The organism is Janthinobacterium sp. GL_088, from assembly GCF_057837845.1.
This window is the reverse complement of the sequence record NZ_CM174453.1, coordinates 2,892,535-2,911,106: the sequence shown is the minus strand read 5'-3', so window position 1 is coordinate 2,911,106 and position 18,572 is coordinate 2,892,535. Positions and strand designations below refer to the sequence as shown.

Below are 18,572 nucleotides of genomic sequence, written 5' to 3'. Positions count from 1 at the left end.
GCGCCACGGACCGGTTTTGCCTATGGTGCGATGCCTGCAGACTAAGTGCTGATGCGCATCTTGCCCACGAATGTTTCCAGAAATCGATATCTGTTTTTTAGCGCAAACGGGAATCGAATCTAAGCATATTACGAAAAATTCGTTTCTTTTCCGGCCGGAATTTTAGACTATGTCTATCTATTCTCACAACAAGAGTTCAACATGACCCATTCCAACGCCGTATCGACTGCCGCAGCAACGCTCACCCAACGCTCGCGCCGCTGGTTCCTGGCCAGCGCCCTGGCCGCTTCCGCTGCCGCCATGAGCCTGCCGATGGCCGCCAGCGCCGCCGAACCCGTGGTCTTGCTGAACGCGTCCTACGACGTGATGCGCGAACTGTTCAAGGACGTGAATCCCGCATTTATTGCTGATTGGAAAGCCAAAACAGGCGAAACCATCACCATCAAGCAATCGCACGGCGGCTCCAGCAAGCAGGCGCGCTCCGTCGCCGATGGCCTGGAAGCGTCCGTCGTGACCATGAACCAGGCGAATGACATCGATATCCTCGTCGACCGCGGCCTCGTGGTGGCCGACTGGGCCAAGAAATTCCCGAACAATGCGGCGCCGTTTTACTCGACCATGGTGTACCTGGTGCGCAAAGGCAACCCGAAACACATCAAGGATTGGGACGACCTGGCCAAGCCCGGCATCAAGGTCATCGTGCCGAACCCGAAAACCTCGGGCAATGGCCGCTACACCTACCTGGCGGCGTGGGGTTATGCCGTGAAAAAAGGCGGCAGCGAAGCGCAGGCGCGCGACCTCGTCACCAAGCTGTTCAAGAACGTGCCCGTGCTGGACGGCGGCGGCCGCGGCGCCACCACCACCTTCACCCAGCGCGAAATCGGCGACGTGCTGGTGACGTTTGAAAATGAAGTGCAACTGGTGCGCGCCGAATTCGGCGACAACTTTGAAGTGGTGTATCCAAGCATCTCCATTTTGGCCGAGTCGCCGGTGGCCGTCGTCGACAAGGTCGTCGACCGCCGCGGCATCCGCAAGGAAGCCACGGCCTACCTGCAATACCTGTACTCGGAACCAGGCCAGGAATTGGTCGCCAAGCATTATTTGCGCCCCCGTTCGGCTGCCGTCGCCAAGAAATACGCGGCCAGCTTCAAGCCGATCACCCTGTTTACCATCGATGACGTCTTTGGCGGCTGGAAACAGGCGCAAAAGAAACACTTTGACGATGGCGGCGAGTTCGACAAGATTTATCAGAAGTAAGTTTGCGCCATATCAACAAAAAACCGGGATTTGTCCCGGTTTTTTCATGCCCGCGCCTGTTTGCGCATATCGATATGCGCATCGATTCGTGGTCAAAACTCCGCGCGCGCCGTACTCTGGCCTTGTCGCGCCGCATGGCGTATTACGGGCACAAAGGAAATATCATGGCTATCTCGGAAGTAAATGTACGCAACCAGTTTCGCGGCAAGATCAAGGAAATCATCTTTGGCCCCGTGGTGTCGGAAGTGGACGTGGAAACGCCGCACGGCATCGTCACCTCGGTCATCACCTCGCGCTCGATCAAGGATCTGGACTTGAAAGTGGGCAGCGAAGTCATCGCTCTGGTGAAATCGACGGAAGTGTCGATCGCCAAGATCCAGTAAGCGTTATCTGCCCACTGACGCCGCGCCCCTTGCCATCCGGCAGCGGCGCGGCGTTCGCATCAGGGCTTGATATACGCATACCCTTCCTGCCACTGCAAGCGGCTCAACTCGGCCACGCCCGAGGGCACGATGATGGCTTCGGGCAGCACGCGTTGGCGGTCGATGTTGCGTCCTTGCAAGGTGTTATTGCAGACGCGAAAGCTCACGCCACGCTTGGCCAGCTCGCGCACCACTGCGTCATACGGATTGCCATTCTTGTCGATGGCGCCATCGAGCAGAAAATCGATGCCGGGGCCGTGCGCGACGAGCACGATGATGGCTTGGGGGCTGGCGTCCAGGTGATTGCGGATATTTTTCAGCGCAGCCGTGGCATTGCTGGCGTCATTGACGTGATACACCACCTTTTCCTCCTTCTGCGCTGCCGTGGCGGCGGTGCAAGCGAGCAAGGAAAGAAGGATGGCGGAGAACCAGCGGCGCAAGATTGTCATGAGATGTCCATTTCAGTGGCAGATTAAAAACATTGCCATCATATCAATCCCGGAACAAATACGTAAACGTGCGGCTGACGGGCAGCTTTTCCGTGCTGCCGCGCAGCAGCACCTGCATGCGTTCGGCATCGATGCGCTCGGCCGCCTCGATGGCTTTCACGTTGACCATGGTGCCACGGTGGATTTGCCAGAACTGTTCCGGATCGAGGCCGCCCAATAAATCCTTGAGCGGCGTGCGCACCAGCGCCTCCGAGCCGGCCAGCACCACACGCGTGTATTTTGTGTCGGCCTGGAAGAACAGCACGTCATTGATGTCGATCAAACGGATCTGCTTGCCCACGCTGGCCCTGATCCATTTCAATTTTTCGCGCGGCGGCGCCGGCAGCGCCGCGCGCAGCGATTGCAATAAATTCGCCATGTCGGCCGGCTGGGCGCCGAGCTTGTCGCGCAGCCGGGCCAGCGCCCGCTGCAGCCGCTCGGCCTGTACGGGTTTCAACAGGTAGTCGACGGCGCCCGCGTCGAAGGCATCGACAGCGTACTGGTCGTAGGCCGTGACGAACACGACGTGGGCGCGCTTGCCGATGCGCTCGGCCACTTCCAGGCCCGACAGGCCAGGCATGCGGATGTCGAGGAAGACCACGTCCGGCTCATGTTCGAGAAAACCGTCCCAGGCATCGTTGCCGTTTTCCGCCACCAGCACGATGCGCGCCTCGGGCCAGGCCAGCGCCAGCATCGTTTGCAGGCGTTCGCGCATCAGGGGTTCGTCTTCGGCGATCAGGATGGTGGCATTCATGCGGCAAGTTCCTTGGTATTCATCGGCAATACGATCTCGGCGAGCACGCCATCGTCCTCGTCCTCGTCCTCGCGATTTTGCACGTGCAGGCTGGCAGCGGCTGCGGCCAGCTGCAGCCGGCGGCGCACATTCTCCAGGCCAAGGCCGCCTCCGGGCGCACTCGCGGCGCCCAGGCCCACACCGGTATCCTGCACGCGCAAGCGCATGGCGCCGTCCGCGTCCAGCAGGGCCGAGACGGCGATTTCGCCGCCCCGCAGCGATGGCTCGATGCCATGCTTGATGGCGTTTTCCACCAGAGTCAGCAAGATCATGCTGGGCACTTGCATCTGCGCCAGGCCGGGCGGCAAATCGAGGCGGAAGGACAGGCGCGCGCCCATGCGTACCTGCATCACTTGCAGATACGCTTGCACCACGTCGAATTCCGTTTGCAAGGGCACCTGGTCGGCGCGCATCTCGGCCAGGCTGGCGCGCAAGAAGGCGATCAGGTTGGCCGTCAGCGCGGCCGCCTGCACCGCCCCGCTGGCGCCCTGCTCGGCCAGCTGCTGCACGGCGCCCAGGGTGTTGAACAGGAAATGGGGTTCGATCTGCGCGCGCAGCAAACGCAGCTGCGATTCGCTCAGCTCGCGCGCCAGACGGTCGCGCTCGGCATCCTGCTGCAGCTGCAGGGCCAGCGCCTCGTACTGGCGGTTGCGCCACAGAACAACGATGGTCATCGGTATCATGTAGACCAGCCCGGCCGTCAGCGCGGCCCAGCCGCCCACGCGCGCACCGCGCTCGATGGCCACGCCGATGGAACTATTACCTTCCAGTATGGCGCGCAGCACGCCAATCGCCACACCGCCCAAGGCCGGCACCAGCAGTAGCAGCAGCAGCGTCTTGAACTTCTTTTGCGCCAGCTTGCGGTAATTGAACCAGACCCCCAGCACGCCCCAGGCCATCGCCAGGCCGAGCACATTGCTGAGCACCACGGCCTTGGTCCAGCCCACCTTGTCGGGCAGCAGCAGATGCAGCACGACGCCGACGATACTGAACAACAGCACCAGCCTGGCTGCCGCCAGGTAAAAGCCGGCGCCCCGGTACTTGAGCATGAAGGCGTGGAATTGCTGGCGCTCGATGGGCGTCAGGGTGACGAGACGCAACGCCACCCAGCGCCGCCAGCCATGCGGCAACTGGGCCGCCGTGTCCGGATGCGCGAGCACCCTGAGGGTTTCATCGTCGTAACAGCGATACCATCCCGCAAATTTTTTCCACATGCTGCGTTCTCCTTATCGTCTCAATCAGGCATGAACGCAGTCTACGGCGCCCTTGTTGCAGGGCATAGCGTGGGGCGACGAAGCACGAAGCGGCAGGCATCAGCGACGAAGCGCGCGGCGCCAGCCGGACCATGGCTGCCAATATTGCTAAAATAATACGAAGTTTCCAAGACGAAATCAATAATCGCGCAACAATTTTCACTACGGCAAGATTAGCCCCATTTATTTGCCAAATTGGCCGCAACGCCGCTTGTCACGGGCTTATACCGTAGACATCGCTTGATCTTTAATGGTATTGTTTAAGCTTGGCAAATATTGCCTCCGAGATACACGCCGCGTCCCCGCGCGGCCCGTTTCCGGATTTGCGCGCAGCGCCCACGATGGCGCCCCAAAACTGCTTTCCCACATACAATCCCATGCTCAAAAAAATGTTCGCCGCGGTGCTGATGACGCTTTCGACAGCGGCCATCGCCGTGCCCTTCGGTTCCCAGTCGATACTGGTGGTCGAAGACGGCACAGGCAAAGTCTTGCTTGAAAAAAATTCCAACGTGGTGGTACCCATCGCCTCGCTGACCAAACTCATGACGGCCATGGTCGTGCTCGACTCCAAGGCGAATATGCAGGAAGAGATCAGCATCGACCGCGAGGATGTCGACACCCTGAAACACAGCACCTCGCGCGTGCCCGTGGGCGCCACCCTGAGCCGCCACGACGTGCTGCAACTGGCGCTGATGTCATCCGACAACCGCGCCGCCGCCTCGCTGGCGCGCACCTTCCCCGGCGGCCCGACCGCATTTGCCGTGGCCGTCAACGCCAAGATCAAGGCCCTGGGCATGCACCAGACCGTGATCGAAGAGCCGACGGGCCTGTCGCCGAACAACCAGTCGACGGCGGCGGATCTCGTCAAGATGGCCGTGGCCGCCTCGCGCTACCCGGAAATCAGCCGCATCACGACGGACTCGAAGGACATCATCCAGATCAAAGGCCGCGACGTGGAATACCACAACACGAACCGCCTGGTGGGCGCCAAGGGCTGGGATATCGGCCTGTCGAAAACGGGCTATACGAATGAAGCGGGCCGCTGCCTGATCATGCGCATCAAGTCGGCCGGCAAGTTCGCCACCATGATCCTGCTCAACGCGCGCGCCAATTCCGTGCGCGCCATGGACGCCGTCAACATCCGGCGCATGCTGGCGGCCGAGAACGGCATCGAAGAACCGAAAGTGATGCGCGCCTCGGTCAGCCGACACAAGAAGGCGCCGGCGAAACCTGGTAAACGCCGCCGCGCCCGCTGATTATTTCGCTTGCCGGTTGGTCATCACCACGCCGGCAATCGTCACCGCGCCGCCCACCAGCATCGAAACCAGCACGGGTTCGCCCAACAGCACTGCCGCCAGCACGATGCCGAATACGGGCACGAGGTTGTTGAACACGGCCGTGCGCGACGGACCCAGCGCTTTCACGCCCTCGTAATACCAGACAAAGCCGATTACCGTGCCGAACACGCCCAGGTAGCCGATGGCGGCCCACACTTGCCAGCCAAAGCTGTGCCATGGCACGTTCGGGAATTCCACCACCGCGCCCACCAGCAAAAAGGCCAGGCCCCACATCGACGCATACGTGGTGGCGGCAATCGGGCTCAAGCCCTTCAGCGCGACCCGGCCGATCAGGGTGTAGGCGGCCCAGCTGGAAATACCGCAAAACATGAACACTTCGCCCATGCCGATGCCGCCGCCCGTGCCATGCAGCACGCCGGCCAAGTCGCCGCGCGTGATGACGATGGCCGTGCCGCAAAACGCCAGCATGATGCCCAGCCACTTGAAGGAACCGAGCCGTTCGCGGAACAGGAAGGCCGAGGCCAGCGCCGTGACGATCGGGTTCAGGGCCACGAACAGAGCCGTGCGCCCGGCCGGCATGCGCGACAGGGCCGCCAGGAAGCACAGGTTGTACAGAAAGATGCCCGTCAGGCCAAGCGCGGCCGTCGTCATCAGCTGCTTGCGGTCCAGGCGCGGCAAGCCGCCTTCGAGTTTCCACGCCAGCACGAGCAGCAACAGCACGGCCACGCCGAAGCGTCCGCTGGCCGCCGTCATCGGAGGCATCTGCTGCGCCAGCACGCGGCCGGCGATAAAGGTACCGCCCCAGAACAGGGCGACGAAAATCAGTTTGAGATAGACGAGCGGCGATTGCACGGAAGGCAAGGCGGCGGAAGGTATGGCGGTAGTGCGCATGGAAAGTCCTATGATATCGCTTGTACAGCGGACGCTGTACATATATATTAATACTAATATTAACTCATGAAATAATGAGCAAATACTCATATCTCAAAGAAACCACACCATGACCTTCACGCAACTGGAAATCTTTACCCTGGTAGCCGAACTGCACGGTTTTTCCGCCGCCGCCGCGCAGCTGGGCATCAGCCAGTCAGCCGTCTCGCATGCCTTGAAAGCGCTGGAAAAGGAGATGGGCGTTGACCTCATCGTGCGCCACCAGGCCTCGGCCGAACTGACCGATGTGGGCCGCCAACTGCTCGTGCGTGCGCGCGAAATCCTCGGTTTGTCGGAAGCCATGCGCCAGGAAGCGGCCGACGTGCTGGGCCAGCGCCAGGGCACCCTGCGCATCGGCTCCTTCGGCCCGACGTCGTCGTTGAATCTGCTGCCGGCCATCACGGCGCAATTTCGCCTGCGCTATCCGGGCATCGACCTGCGCATCGACGAGGGCGCAGACCATGAAGTGGTGCAGTGGATACGCGAACGCAGGGTCGACGTCGGCTTCGTCGTGCTGCCCGACGAGCGTTTCGATACGGCGCCGCTGGTGGAAGACCAGATGATGGCGCTGGTGCCGCGCAGCCATGCGCTGGCCAGCGAAACGTCCATCACCCTGGCGCAGTTGTGCGAAGGTCCGTTCATCATGTCCGAAGCGGGATGCGCCTGCCTGATCGAACCGCTGTTCGCCAACGCGGGCTTGCAGCCGAACGTGCCCTACCGCATCAGCCAGGTGATCACCATCCTCGACATGGTCAGCCGCGGCGACGGCCTGTCCATCGTGGCCGAACTGGCCCTGCCGCAGCGCCTGCGCGAACAGTATCCGGAGCTGGTCGCCCTGCCGTTAAACCCGCCCGTCAGCCGCAAGGTGGGCCTGGCCGTGCGCGACCGGCGCCAGAACACGCCCGCCACCAACGCTTTTTTCGAGGTGGCGAAACAGATGGCGCCGACCCTGGCGCCCCGCCGCGCTTGAAAGTCCAAAAGAGCTTAAAACGTCTCCCACTCTTCGCTGCGCTCCGGCCTGGCGACGGGCACCGTTGCGGGACGGCTGGCGATGCGCGGCGCAATCGATGCGCGCGCCGCGGGCCTTGCCGGCGGTTGCTGCGGCGCCTGCCCGTCATCGAGCTTGAACACGCCCACCACCTGCGCCAGGGTGCTGGCCTGGTCTTGCAGGCTTTCCGCCGCGGCGGCCGCCTCTTCCACCAGGGCCGCGTTCTGCTGCGTCACCTGGTCCATCTGCGCAATCGCCTGGTTCACCTGCTCGATGCCCGAGCTTTGCTCTGCGCTGGCCGCCGTGATCTCACCCATGATGTCCGTTACACGGCGCACGCTGTCGACGATTTCCTGCATCGTCGCGCCAGCCTCGTCGACCAGGCGCGCGCCCGAGTCCACCTTGCCCACCGAATCGTCGATCAGCAGCTTGATTTCCTTCGCTGCGCCAGCGGATCTTTGAGCCAGATTACGCACCTCCGTCGCCACCACGGCAAAGCCGCGTCCCTGCTCGCCCGCGCGTGCCGCTTCCACGGCCGCATTCAAGGCCAGGATATTCGTCTGGAAGGCGATGCCGTCGATGACGCTGATGATGTCGACGATCTTCTTCGACGAGTCGTTGATCGAGGCCATGGTATCGACCACCTGTGCCACCACTTGCCCGCCCTTGCTGGCCACGCCGGACGCCGATTGCGCCATCTGATTGGCCTGGCGCGCATTGTCGGCATTCTGTTTCACCGTGCTGGTCAGCTCTTCCATCGAGGCTGCCGTCTCTTCCAGCGAACTGGCTTGCTGTTCCGTGCGCGATGACAGGTCCTGGTTGCCGGCGGCGATTTCCGATGACGAGACTTTCACCGATTCGCTGGCCGTGCGGATTTTTACGAGCACGGCGGCGATCTTGTCGATGAAGCGGTTGAAGGCGCCGGCGATCTGCGCCAGTTCATCCACGCCGGAAGCGTCGAGGCGGCGCGTCAGGTCGCCCTCGCCCGAGGCGATGTCGTCGAGCGCGTCGCGCACCAGTTCCAGGCGCTTGAGCATCCTGAACACCAGCAGCGACAGCAGCAGCGCCGCCAGCCCGGTCAGCAACGCGGCCGTGACGGTGGCCGTCGTCAGCATCGTCTGCAAGGCTTGCATGGCTTCCTGCTGGTCCAGCACCACGGCCAGCAGCCAGTCGGTGCCCGCCACGCGCGTGACATACAGCTTGCCGTCACGCTCATCGAGGCGCACGGCATCGCTCGTGCGCGTGCTTTCCAGGCGGTTGACCTGCGCGGCCGACAGCGACGCATCGAGTTTCGTCACCGGCTGCAGGCTCAGGTCCTTGTTCGCGTGGGCGATGATGGTGCCGCTCTGGTCGACGAGGAAGGCAAAGCTGTGCGGCGTCGGCTTGATCGCCACCACGTTGGCGATCACCGTATCGAGCAGCACGTCCGCGCCCGCCACGCCCAGCAGCGCCTCTTTCGGGCCGACGGGCGCCGTGAACGACACCACCAGCTTGTGGCTGGCCGCGTCCACGTACGGCGGCGTGAGCATCGGCACGCCCGCCTTGACGGTGTCCGTGTACCAGGCGCGCGCCGTGGGATCGAAATCGGCCGGACGGCCCGGATGGGTAAACACGGAGCGTTTGTCCGCGTAGCCGATGAACACTTCCGCGAAATCGCCGGCCTTTTCCGCGATCTGGAAAGCGCGCAGCGGGTCCGGCGTCTCTGCCGACATGACGACGGACGCCATGACCTTTTTCTTGCCATCGACCCATTGCGCCAGCACGGCCGACTGGCTGTGCAACAACTGCTGCATCTGCTGGTCCGACGACGCCAGCATGCTGCTGCGCGTGGTGATGTAATTGGCGACCGAGAGGGCCAGCATGGACAGCACGACGATGGCCACGCAAATGAGCACCAGCCGCGTGCGAAGGGAAGACAACATGATGGACTCCTCGTTTCAATTTTAATGGCGTGAAACAGTGCTTTTGCACTACTTTCTCTATGAAAGCATTTTCACACAAAAATCGGAACAATTTCCATCAATATTCGGAATACAACACATATATTTCCATATGGAAACTCATCAAACCCAGTCCAGCCATCAGCCGATCAGCCCCCTCAAGCCGCTGGCCCGCTGCGTACGGCGCAGAATCGCATCGAACAGCACGGCCTGCGTAGGCGAGACGAGGGTAAAGAAGTCGCGCGCACGCGTGATGCCTGTATAGACCAGTTCGCGCGCCAGCATGGCGCCGCCTTCCTGCGGCAGCACCAGCACCGTATGGCGAAATTCCGAGCCCTGCGATTTGTGCACCGTCATGGCGAACGCCGTTTCCACATGGCGCAAACGCGTGGCCAGCACGCTGCGCACGTTCTCGCCTTCCAAAAAGTACACGCGCAGGGAGCCGGGCCGCGCAGGGTCGCGCAGGGTCAAGCCGATGTCGCCATTGAACACGCCAGTGCCGTAGTCGTTGCGCGTGACCATCACGGGACGACCCACATACCATTCGCTGCGGCGTATCAAGCCTTCCTTTTCTAGCCGCAGTTCGATGGCCGTGTTCAAGCCGGCCACGCCCCACTCACCTTCGCGCACGGCGCACAAAATGCGGAACGATTCAAAACTGTGCAGCACGGCGCGCACCCAGTCGTCATGCTGCGCGTACGCATCGCCGCCCGCATTGACCAGTTCCAGATAGGGCTGGTAGCCGCCCGGCGCGTCAAGCCGCCCGCGCAAGGCCAGGCGCAGCACCTCGTCCGGTTGCGCGGTCACGCTCCATGCCAGCTGGCCGCCGCTGTCGCCGGCAAAGCAAGCCTTGGCCAGCTCGGGCCTGCCGCCGTTCACGGCCAGCGCCAGCTCGCCGATCGGACCGCTGAAGCGGTGGCTGTGGCGCAGCATCACCGTCTGCTGCGCCAGCGCACCCGCCGCACCGGCAAAGGCGGCGGGAATAGCCACGCCGCTGGCCGCCTGCGCATACGCGATGGTGGCGTCCGTATAGCCGCCCGCCTGCGCATCGTGGCACAAGTCCCCCAGCACGGCGCCCGCTTCCACGGACGCCAGTTGGTCCTTGTCGCCGAGCAGGATCAGGATCGCCGTGGGCGGCAAGGCGTCGAGCACGGAGGCCATCATCTCCAGGTGCACCATCGACGCCTCATCGACGATCAGCACGTCGACGTCGAGCGGATTGCCCGCGTGGTGGGCAAAGGCGCGCGTATCGGGCCGCGCACCCAGCAAGCTATGCAGGGTACGGGCCGCGCCCATGCGCCGCGCCAGTTCCAGCAGGGGCAAGGCTTCCCCGACCTTTTCCGCCAGGCCGCTCAAGGCCTTGTCGATCGACTGCTTCAGGCGCGCGGCCGCCTTGCCCGTGGGCGCGGCCAGCGCGATGCGCAGCTGCTCCGGCTGCGGCGAGACGGCAAACAGCAAGGTGAGCAAACTGGCTACCGTGTACGTCTTGCCCGTCCCCGGCCCGCCCGTAATGATGGCCACCTTGCCGCGCAAGGCGATGGCGCACGCCACCTTTTGCCAGTCCGGGCCACCATCCTGCGTGGGCTGGTCGAACAGGATGTCGAGCCATTGCCGCACCTGCGCCAGCGGCGGATTGGTCAAATCCTGTGCACGCGCGGCGATTTTTTCGCCCACCAGGCTCTCATCGCGCCAGTAGCGGCGCAGGTACAGGCGGTCGCCGTCGAGCACCAGCGGCTGGCGCATGTCGTGGGCATCCACCTGCCACACCTGCGGCGCGCCAGCCAGCAGCGCGCGCCAGCCATCGACGCTGTCCGGCAGCGGGCCGGAAACGGCCAGCACGCCATGCCACAGCTCCTCGCTCCAGCCCAGCAACTGCGACGGTTCGCCGGCCAGCTCGGCCAGCATCAAACAACTGTGGCCCCGCCCTTCCAGCTCGGACAGCACCACGCACGCCACGGCCACGGCGGGCGCATTTGGCGCCTGCTCGTCCAGGCTGGCGATGAAGCGGGCAAAGGCGGCGCTCAGGCGGCGCAGATGGCCATCCCCGGCGACGCCGTCGACATGGGCAAACAGGGCGTCCAGGGCCACGTCATGGTTCATGCTATTTCCACTTCTTCTGACAATAATTGATCGAGGCCGTCCAGCAGTTCCAGCTGCGGCGCCAGCCAGTAGCAGCCATGCGTATCCGCATTCGCGATACCGCGCAGGAACAGGAAGATGGCGCCGCCCAGGTGCTCGGCCGGGTCATACGCGTCGCCAAGGCGGCTTTTCAGCAGCCGGTGCAGGGCCAGCATGTAGATGGCGCCCTGGATATCGTAGCGGTGCTGCGCCATGCCAGCCGCCAGCGCGGCCGTGTGATAGGCCGCGTCGTTGGCGCCCAGTGCATTCGACTTGTAGTCGAGCACCCAGTAGCGGCCATCCTGTTCGATGACCAGGTCGGCAAAGCCTTTCAGCATGCCGTGCAGCTGGCGCCGCGGCAGCACGGGACGCGGCGCGCCGTCGAGCAGCAAACGCGTGCACAGCTGATCGAGCGCCCCGGTGGACAAATGCTCGCTGGGGAACCAGAACTCCATCTCGGACAGGGTGCTATTAAGCTGCGACAGCGACGCATCGAGCAGCGGCAGCGGCGTGACGGCGACTTCCCTGAGCCAGGCGATGGCGTCTTCCTGGCGATGGCCCCAGCCAGCCCGCTCGCAGCGCGCGGCCAGGCGCGTGTCGAAGTGCGCCTCGTGGACGCTGTCAAAACCTTCGCCGCCCATCCACTCGAGCTGCTCGTGCAGGAAGTTGCCGGGCACGGAGCCGCGCGGGAAGCGGTGCCACGGGGCGTCGCCCGTCTGCAGCGGCGAGGCGGCTGGCACGCCAGTGCCATCTTCCAGCAGGGTTTCTTCCAGCGCCCGCTGCGGTACGTGCGCGGCCGCCACGGCGCCGATCTGGCGCGTCAGCGAGGTAAAGCTGCCCACCGACCAGTCGCGTTCGAATTCGCCCGCGAACACGGGCGCGGGACGCAGCTCGGGGCGCCGCTCGACCCGGTCCAGCACCGTGCAGGCGTCGGGCTGCGCCAGCGCGCTGACATAGATGGCGTCGCAGCTGCCCGCCACCTGCTGCCAGCGCAGCAGCAGTTGCTCCGCCGGCAGCTTGTCGCCGCCTGTCAGCAGGTAGCCGAGCGCCGATTCGTGCAAGGTGTTCTCGCCCGCCTTGCGCGCCGCCTGGGCGGCCACGCCCAGCCACAGGAAGTGGCGCGCGCGCGTCAGGGCCACATACAGCAAGCGCAAGTCTTCCTCGATGCGCGCCTCTTCGACCGCCGCCATGGCCTCGTCGGACAGGGACAGGTCGAGGCGGCGTTCGCCATCCTCGCCCGCATACTCGAAGAAGCTGCGGTTGCGTTTGTCCACCTTGCGCGCCGTGACGGCAAACGGCAGGTACACGAGCGGGTATTCGAGCCCCTTCGACTTGTGCACGGTGATGACTTTCACCAGCTCCGCATCGCTTTCCAGGCGCAGCACGCGCTCGTCACCGCCCTCGCCTTCGCCGGCGATCTGCTCGGCCAGCCAGCGTATCAGCGCCTGCTCGCCATCGAGCTGGCGGCTGGCCGATTGCAGCAATTCGGCCAGGTGCAGCAGATTCGTCAGACGCCGCTCGCCGCCCGTCTGCTGCAGCAGCATGGCCGGCAGCTGCAATTCGTGGATGAAGCGGCGCAGCATGGCCAGCACGCCCTGGCGCTGCCAGATCAGGTGCAGGGCCTTCAGTTGCTCGACCCGGCGTTCCCATTCCAGTTCATCGCTCGACAGCCGCGCCAGTTCGCCCAGCGACAGGCCGATGGTGCGCGTGGCAAACGCGGCGCGCGCCAGCCCCCCGTCGAGCGGGTTGGCCAGCGCTGCCAGCCAGCGCAGCACGTCTTGCGCTTCCTCGCTGTCGACGACGGAATCCTTGTCCGACAGGTAGACGCTGGCGACCCGGCGGCGCGCCAGCGCGCGGCGGATGGCCGCCGCCTCCTTGCGGTCGCGCACGAGGATGGCCACATCGGCCGGCTGCAGGCGCGTGAAACCGTCCGGGCCATCGAAACCTGCTTGCGCATCGCCCAGCATGGCGACGATGTGCTCGGCGCAGTGCTGCGCGAAATACTCGCGGTAGCTGTCGCCGCGCAGCCCTTCATCGCTGGCGCAGGCGGCCATCAGCGCCGGCATGGCGCCATCCTTTGTTACCAAAAATTCGGCGCGGCCCTTGGCATCGACGGCTTCGAACGGCAGCGGGTTCTCGCCGTTTTTCCGGTAGCGGAAGGCGCCGGCCGGCACCTCGTCGCGCTCGGCATGCAGGAACAGCTGGTTGACGGCCGCCACCAGCGGCGCCGTCGAACGGTAGTTGGTGCCCAGCTGATAATGGCGCCCGTTTGTCGCGCGGCGCGCCGCCAGGTAGCTCTGGATGTCGGCGCCGCGAAAGCCGTAGATCGACTGTTTCGGGTCGCCGATCAAAAACAGGCCCAGGGCCGGGTCGTTGTCGGCGATGCGGTACAGCAGATTGAAAATCTGGTACTGGGCGGGCGCCGTATCCTGGAATTCATCGACCATCGCCAGCGGATACTGGTCGACGATGCGCTGGCGCAGGGCCGCGCCGTTTTCGCCAGCCAGCGCGTCGTGCAGGCGCTGCAGCATGTCGGCAAAGCCGAACTGGCGCGACTGGCGTTTCAATTGATCCATGCGCCGCGCGATGGCCGCCGCCGCATGCAGGTGCAGCTTGTGCGCCAGCGGCGTGAGGGCCGCCAGGGCGATCCCCAGCGCCTCGGTATGGTCGAAGCACTCGGGTACCTGCGCCGTGAAACTCTTGGCAAACGCATCCTCGATGCCGAACGGCGTCAAGCGCTCCCACGCCTTGGCCGTGATGGCCGGCTGCAGCAAGAGCGGATCCTGCGCCCAGCGGCGCAAGCCGTCGAACCACTTCGTCAGGTTTTCCGGCTTCATCTTGACGCCGTTAAAACACTTGGGATTGGCGGCGCGGTGGTCATTGATCCAGGCGGCCATCCGGTCCACGCGCTCGACCCAGCCCGCCTTCAGGGTGGCCAGCTGCGCGGCCAGCGCCCGCTGTTCGCGCGCGATCAGCACGGACAACGGTTCCTCGTCCGCCATGCGCATGATGTCCGCGCGGCGCGCCAGCTCGCGCGCGCCCTTCTTCAGCGCCCCCACGTCGGGCCAGCAGGCCAGCAGCACGTCGAGCGCCTGCGGCGGCAAGGGATAGACTTGCTGGCGCCAGTAATCGTGGGCCGCATCCTCGAACAGGGCTTGCTCGTCGCTGACCAGTTCTTCGTCGAACAGGCTGCCACTGTCGAACGCGTGCTCGCGCAACATGCGCTGGCACCAGGCGTCGATGGTGAAAATGGCCGCTTCATCCATCGTCTCGGCGGCCAGCATCAGCCGGTGCGCGGCCTTTTGCCGCTCGCTCTCGTCCGGATAGGATTCGAGCAAGGCATCGAGAAACGGATCGCTGCCGCCAGACTCGTGGCGGAAATATGCGGCCGCCTCGATCAGGCGCTCGCGCACGCGGTTCGACAATTCGCGCGTGGCGGCGCGGGTAAACGTCATCACCAAAATGTCGGCCGGCAGCAGCGGACGCGTAAAACGGCTGTCGTCGTCGCCATGCCCCAGCACGAGCCGCAGGTACAGCGCGGCGATGGTCCAGGTTTTACCGGTGCCGGCCGAGGCTTCGATCAGGCGCGAGCCATGCAGCGGGAACGCCAGGGGGTTGAGCAGATGGCTCGTCATTGTTCTTCTCCCGCACCGTCTGCGGGCGCGCTGATCGGGTCTATCGTAATGTGCTGCTGCAGCCAGTCGGCCAGCGGGCCATACAGCTCACGCGTGCAGTCTTCCCAGGCTTCTTCCGCGGCCAGCGCGGAAAACTCGGGCCACAGGCGCGCCAGGCACAGTTCGTCGCGCTCGCCAGACAGTTCAAAGCCGCCATCGTAGACGGCGCGCGGGTCACCCTGCTGCACCAGCGCCAGGCCCGTCTTGCAGGCCGTCGGCAGCGGATGGTTCATGCCTTCGCGCCACAGCGCCAGCAAGGTGGCCAGCGCGTCGCGCGAGCTGGCCGGATCGAGCGGCGCCATGCTGACGATGGCGTCGCGCGCCACCAGGTAGCCGGTGACGGGGAAACCGAGGGCGGCGGCGGCCAGCTGGCGCAGCCACATCAGCGTCAGCTTGTCGCCGCGCGCCAGGCCGCCCTTGTCCGTCACCTTCGAGGAAATCTGCATCAGCCAGGCCGTCTCCTGCCCGTTGCTGCACAATTTGTCGAGCCAGTCGTCGATCTGCAGCTCGCCGAAGGGCAAGTTGATGGCGCGCTTGTCGGCCGCGTACGGGAACGAGGCGCGCAAGGACAGCCACGCGCTGCGCACGGGCACCAGCGCCTCGACCAATTGCGCCTGCACTTGCCGGCCGATCAGGCCGATGGGCAGCACGCCTTCGCGCGCCAGCTTCGCTGCGCGCGCTTCCAGGCTGGCGCGCACGTCATCAAGCGCTTCGACGGCGCCGCCGTCGTCCAGCATGGTGTCTTCCAGCAGATAGCGCTCGAGCGCATTCAGGCCGAACGGCTCTTCATCCTCGCCCAGCATGGCCGCATCGGCGAAATATACGCTCAAGCGGCGGCGGAAAAAGTATTTGACGGGCTGGCGCAAAAAGCTGGCAAGCTCGCCCAGTTTCAAACGCGTGCCGGGATCGAGCTCGTAAAGGCCCAGCGGCAGCACGGCGGCCTGCGCATCGGCATCGGCATGCGCGACGCGCCATTCGCGCGCGTAGGTCAGCAAGCCATCGGCCTCGAAATAGCGGCGGCTGAACGGCTGCAGCGCGTGCTCGGTCGTCAGGCTTGCCAAATGCCGGTCCAGCGACCAGCCGGCGGCCAGGTAATCGCGCAGCTGCGACACGAGGACGGACGGCGGCTGCTCGGAATTGTCGCGCACATTGCGCCCCACCCAGCTCACGTACAGTTTGTCGCGCGCGGCCAGCAAGGCTTCGAGCATCAGGTAGCGGTCATCGTCGCGGCGCGAGCGGTCGCCCGGGCGCGCCATGCCGGGCAGCGCCAGCAAGTCGAAATCGGCCTTCGGCGCGCGGCGCGGGAAGTCGCCATCGTTCATGCCCAGCAGGCATACGACACGGAATGGCACGGCGCGCATCGGCATCAGGGTGCAGAAGGTCACGCCGCCGGAGACGAATTGATGGTTCAGGGTCGGCTCGTCCAGCGCGCCCAGCCACGCCACGCGCAGCACGGACAGCGGCACCTGCTCGACAAAGCCCGCGTGTTCGCAGGTTTCCAGCCAACCCTGCAAGGCGCCTTCCAGCTGCGCCAGGGTCAAACGGTCGCCTTCGTCGTCGGCGTCAAAGAAGGCGGCCAGCAGCGCGCGCGCCTGCACGCCCCATTCGGCCGGCGTGCAGGCGCCGGCCAGCACGGTGCGCCAGTGCAGCAGCGCCTCGACCAGCTGCGCCAGCGAGCCCGCCAGCGCCGCATCGAGGCCGCCCACTTCCGCATACGGCTCGATGCCGCCAAAACTGGCACCACTGCCGCTGGCATAGCCGAGCAACATGCGCCGCACGCCGAAGATCCACGCATTCTGTTCGCCGGCCGCACCGAGCCCCAGGCCGGCACGGTGTGCCTGGTCCAGGCCCCAGCGCACGCCCGCCCCTTCGATCCAGGCGCCCAGAGTGGCCAGGTCGTCCGGCTGCAGACCAAAGCGGGCCGCCAGCGCCGGTACGTCGAGCAGGTCGCGCACTTCGCTCTGGCGGCAGCGCTGTTGCGGCAACTGCAGCAGCCATTCGAGCGCAACGAGCAGCGGGTTGACGCTGCGGTCCTTCACGTCGCCGATCTCGAACGGAATGAACCGCTCGTCATTGCGCCGGTACTGGCCGAAGACGGCGTGGATGGCGGCCGTGAACGTGTCGATGTCGGGCACCATCACCACCACGTCGCGCGGGCGCAGGCCCGTCTCGGCGCTGTGCGCGAACATGGCCAGCAGCTGGTCGTGCAGCACTTCCACTTCGCGCTGCACGCTGTGCGCCACATGAAATTCGATCGAGCGGTCGCCTGCCTCGGGCGGTGTCTGCTCGTGTTCGGCCAGCGGGCGCAGTTCGCGGATGGCCACCTGCACCTGCTGCAGCAGGGTCTCGCCCGTTTCCTCGCCAAACAGGTCGATGCGCAGGCTGTCATCGCGCCCTTCGGCTTGCGCGTGTTCGTCGAATTCGTCGAGCATGCGGATGAAGTCGCGCCCTTGCCTGCCCCAGCTGGCCAGCAGCGGGTGGCTGTGCGCATGCAGTTCTTCGAGCGGAATTTGCGCCAGGTCGGTGCCGTTGCGCTGCCGCTGGCGCTTGTTTTGCGCGCGCAGCAAGTCGCGCCCGTCGATGATGTCGCCCCAGTAAAACTGGCATGGATTCGGCACGGCCAGCACCACCTGCGTGTGGCGCGCCAGCGCGGCCAGCGCCTGCAAGGTCTGGTACGGCAAGGCAGACACGCCAAACAGCACGACCCTGCGCGGCAGCTTGCCGGCAGGCGCATCGCCGGCGGCGATCGCCGCCAGGAAGGCGTCATGGATGTCGGCGCGGCCCGTGTCGCGCTCGAAAGCCTCGACGTCGGCCGCCACGGCGCGCCACAACTGCGCCTGCCAGCGCTGGTCCGCCTTCAATGGGATAGCTTCGCCGCGCGCCGTGCGCAACTGGTCACGCCCTGCGGCCCAGTCGGCCAGCCAGTCGGCGCGGTAGACCTGGTACTGGTCGAACAGGTCGGCCAGGCGCTCGGCCAGCTGCAGCCGGCGTTCGCTATCGCCATCGGCAAGGAAGTAGCGCAGCGGCTCAAACACCGGGTCGGCCAGCAGCGAGGGCAATAGACGCATCAAGCGCCACGTCAGCGGGGATTTGTCGAACGGCGACACGCGCGGGACGCGCTCGCGCCCCAGCATGCCCCGGTAACTTTCCCACAGCAGGCGCGCCGGCAGCGCGATGCGCGTGGCGGCGCATACGCCCATCTCCTCGGCCAGGGCGATCTTCAGCCATTCGGCCACGCCGTTCGACTGCACCAGGAAGATATCCGTTTCCAGCGGTGCCAGCGGATGCTGGCGCAGCCACTGGAAGACGGCGGCGCGCAGCTGTTCCAGCTGGTTGCCATGCAGGATGAGGAGGCCGGGCGTGACGGGAGTATGCATGCTGATCCGATGGGTTGCCGCGCCTCCGGCCGGG

The 18,572-nt window shown here is 65.0% G+C and carries 12 protein-coding genes; 4 read left to right on the top strand and 8 right to left on the bottom strand.

Translation table 11 applies throughout. The annotated features are described in order from the left end of the window. The first annotated feature begins 201 nt into the window (after nt 1–201). Complete coding sequence (locus tag AC3IQ7_RS13285; RefSeq protein WP_152252574.1) at nt 202–1,257, top strand: sulfate ABC transporter substrate-binding protein; 1,056 nt, start codon at nt 202–204, stop codon at nt 1,255–1,257. A 164-nt stretch (nt 1,258–1,421) separates the two neighbouring features. Next, nucleotides 1,422–1,640 carry a TOBE domain-containing protein gene (locus AC3IQ7_RS13280; protein ID WP_034757699.1) on the top strand — a complete coding sequence of 73 codons (219 nt, stop codon included), beginning with the start codon at nt 1,422–1,424 and terminating at the stop codon, nt 1,638–1,640. A 59-nt stretch (nt 1,641–1,699) separates the two neighbouring features. Here the strand turns inward: AC3IQ7_RS13280 and AC3IQ7_RS13275 are convergent, their stop codons facing one another. The 3 genes from AC3IQ7_RS13275 to AC3IQ7_RS13265 are packed head-to-tail and all read right to left on the bottom strand — an operon-like array spanning nt 1,700 to nt 4,174. Continuing rightward, nucleotides 1,700–2,128, bottom strand: coding sequence for a DsrE family protein (locus tag AC3IQ7_RS13275; RefSeq protein WP_489210046.1), 429 nt, complete (start codon nt 2,126–2,128; stop codon nt 1,700–1,702). Between the two features lie 43 nt (nt 2,129–2,171). Beyond that, nucleotides 2,172–2,921 carry a LytR/AlgR family response regulator transcription factor gene (locus tag AC3IQ7_RS13270; protein WP_099380205.1) on the bottom strand — a complete coding sequence of 250 codons (750 nt, stop codon included), beginning with the start codon at nt 2,919–2,921 and terminating at the stop codon, nt 2,172–2,174. After that, nucleotides 2,918–4,174: a sensor histidine kinase gene (locus tag AC3IQ7_RS13265; RefSeq protein WP_489210044.1), complete on the bottom strand. Its 1,257-nt coding sequence runs from the start codon at nt 4,172–4,174 to the stop codon at nt 2,918–2,920. Before AC3IQ7_RS13265 ends, AC3IQ7_RS13270 begins: the two co-directional genes overlap by 4 nt. 416 nt (nt 4,175–4,590) lie before the next feature. Here AC3IQ7_RS13265 and AC3IQ7_RS13260 point away from each other — a divergent pair, with 416 nt between their 5' ends. Next, nucleotides 4,591–5,469: a serine hydrolase gene (locus AC3IQ7_RS13260; RefSeq protein ID WP_489210042.1), complete on the top strand. Its 879-nt coding sequence runs from the start codon at nt 4,591–4,593 to the stop codon at nt 5,467–5,469. Here the strand turns inward: AC3IQ7_RS13260 and AC3IQ7_RS13255 are convergent, their stop codons facing one another. Further along, a complete protein-coding gene (locus tag AC3IQ7_RS13255) occupies nt 5,470–6,402 on the bottom strand; it encodes a DMT family transporter (protein ID WP_099380208.1) in 933 nt (310 codons plus the stop codon). Between the two features lie 109 nt (nt 6,403–6,511). Between AC3IQ7_RS13255 and AC3IQ7_RS13250 the strand changes: the two genes are divergently transcribed. Then, nucleotides 6,512–7,411: a LysR family transcriptional regulator gene (locus AC3IQ7_RS13250; protein WP_099380209.1), complete on the top strand. Its 900-nt coding sequence runs from the start codon at nt 6,512–6,514 to the stop codon at nt 7,409–7,411. A gap of 14 nt (nt 7,412–7,425) precedes the next feature. Here AC3IQ7_RS13250 and AC3IQ7_RS13245 read toward each other — a convergent pair whose 3' ends face one another. The 4 genes from AC3IQ7_RS13245 to recC all read right to left on the bottom strand — a co-directional run bounded on the left by AC3IQ7_RS13245 (nt 7,426) and on the right by recC (nt 18,538). After that, entirely contained in the window at nt 7,426–9,351 is a 1,926-nt protein-coding gene (locus tag AC3IQ7_RS13245; protein ID WP_099380210.1) for a methyl-accepting chemotaxis protein, read from the bottom strand. A gap of 159 nt (nt 9,352–9,510) precedes the next feature. Further along, a complete protein-coding gene (recD, locus tag AC3IQ7_RS13240) occupies nt 9,511–11,469 on the bottom strand; it encodes an exodeoxyribonuclease V subunit alpha (protein ID WP_489210039.1) in 1,959 nt (652 codons plus the stop codon). Next, complete coding sequence (gene recB / locus AC3IQ7_RS13235) at nt 11,466–15,122, bottom strand: exodeoxyribonuclease V subunit beta (RefSeq protein WP_489210037.1); 3,657 nt, start codon at nt 15,120–15,122, stop codon at nt 11,466–11,468. Before recB ends, recD begins: the two co-directional genes overlap by 4 nt. Next, nucleotides 15,119–18,538: an exodeoxyribonuclease V subunit gamma gene (gene recC, locus AC3IQ7_RS13230; RefSeq protein WP_489210035.1), complete on the bottom strand. Its 3,420-nt coding sequence runs from the start codon at nt 18,536–18,538 to the stop codon at nt 15,119–15,121. The genes recB and recC overlap by 4 nt, the downstream gene beginning before the upstream one ends. Nucleotides 18,539–18,572 lie beyond the last annotated feature (34 nt).

Bases quoted from the DNA above. Each gene is read 5' to 3' on its own strand.
- AC3IQ7_RS13285 (WP_152252574.1), top strand. From the start codon at position 202: ATGACCCATTCCAACGCCGTATCGACTGCCGCAGCAACGCTCACCCAA.
- AC3IQ7_RS13280 (WP_034757699.1), top strand. From the start codon at position 1,422: ATGGCTATCTCGGAAGTAAATGTACGCAACCAGTTTCGCGGCAAGATC.
- AC3IQ7_RS13275 (WP_489210046.1), bottom strand. From the start codon at position 2,128: ATGACAATCTTGCGCCGCTGGTTCTCCGCCATCCTTCTTTCCTTGCTC.
- AC3IQ7_RS13270 (WP_099380205.1), bottom strand. From the start codon at position 2,921: ATGAATGCCACCATCCTGATCGCCGAAGACGAACCCCTGATGCGCGAA.
- AC3IQ7_RS13265 (WP_489210044.1), bottom strand. From the start codon at position 4,174: ATGTGGAAAAAATTTGCGGGATGGTATCGCTGTTACGACGATGAAACC.
- AC3IQ7_RS13260 (WP_489210042.1), top strand. From the start codon at position 4,591: ATGCTCAAAAAAATGTTCGCCGCGGTGCTGATGACGCTTTCGACAGCG.
- AC3IQ7_RS13255 (WP_099380208.1), bottom strand. From the start codon at position 6,402: ATGCGCACTACCGCCATACCTTCCGCCGCCTTGCCTTCCGTGCAATCG.
- AC3IQ7_RS13250 (WP_099380209.1), top strand. From the start codon at position 6,512: ATGACCTTCACGCAACTGGAAATCTTTACCCTGGTAGCCGAACTGCAC.
- AC3IQ7_RS13245 (WP_099380210.1), bottom strand. From the start codon at position 9,351: ATGTTGTCTTCCCTTCGCACGCGGCTGGTGCTCATTTGCGTGGCCATC.
- recD (WP_489210039.1), bottom strand. From the start codon at position 11,469: ATGAACCATGACGTGGCCCTGGACGCCCTGTTTGCCCATGTCGACGGC.
- recB (WP_489210037.1), bottom strand. From the start codon at position 15,122: ATGACGAGCCATCTGCTCAACCCCCTGGCGTTCCCGCTGCATGGCTCG.
- recC (WP_489210035.1), bottom strand. From the start codon at position 18,538: ATGCATACTCCCGTCACGCCCGGCCTCCTCATCCTGCATGGCAACCAG.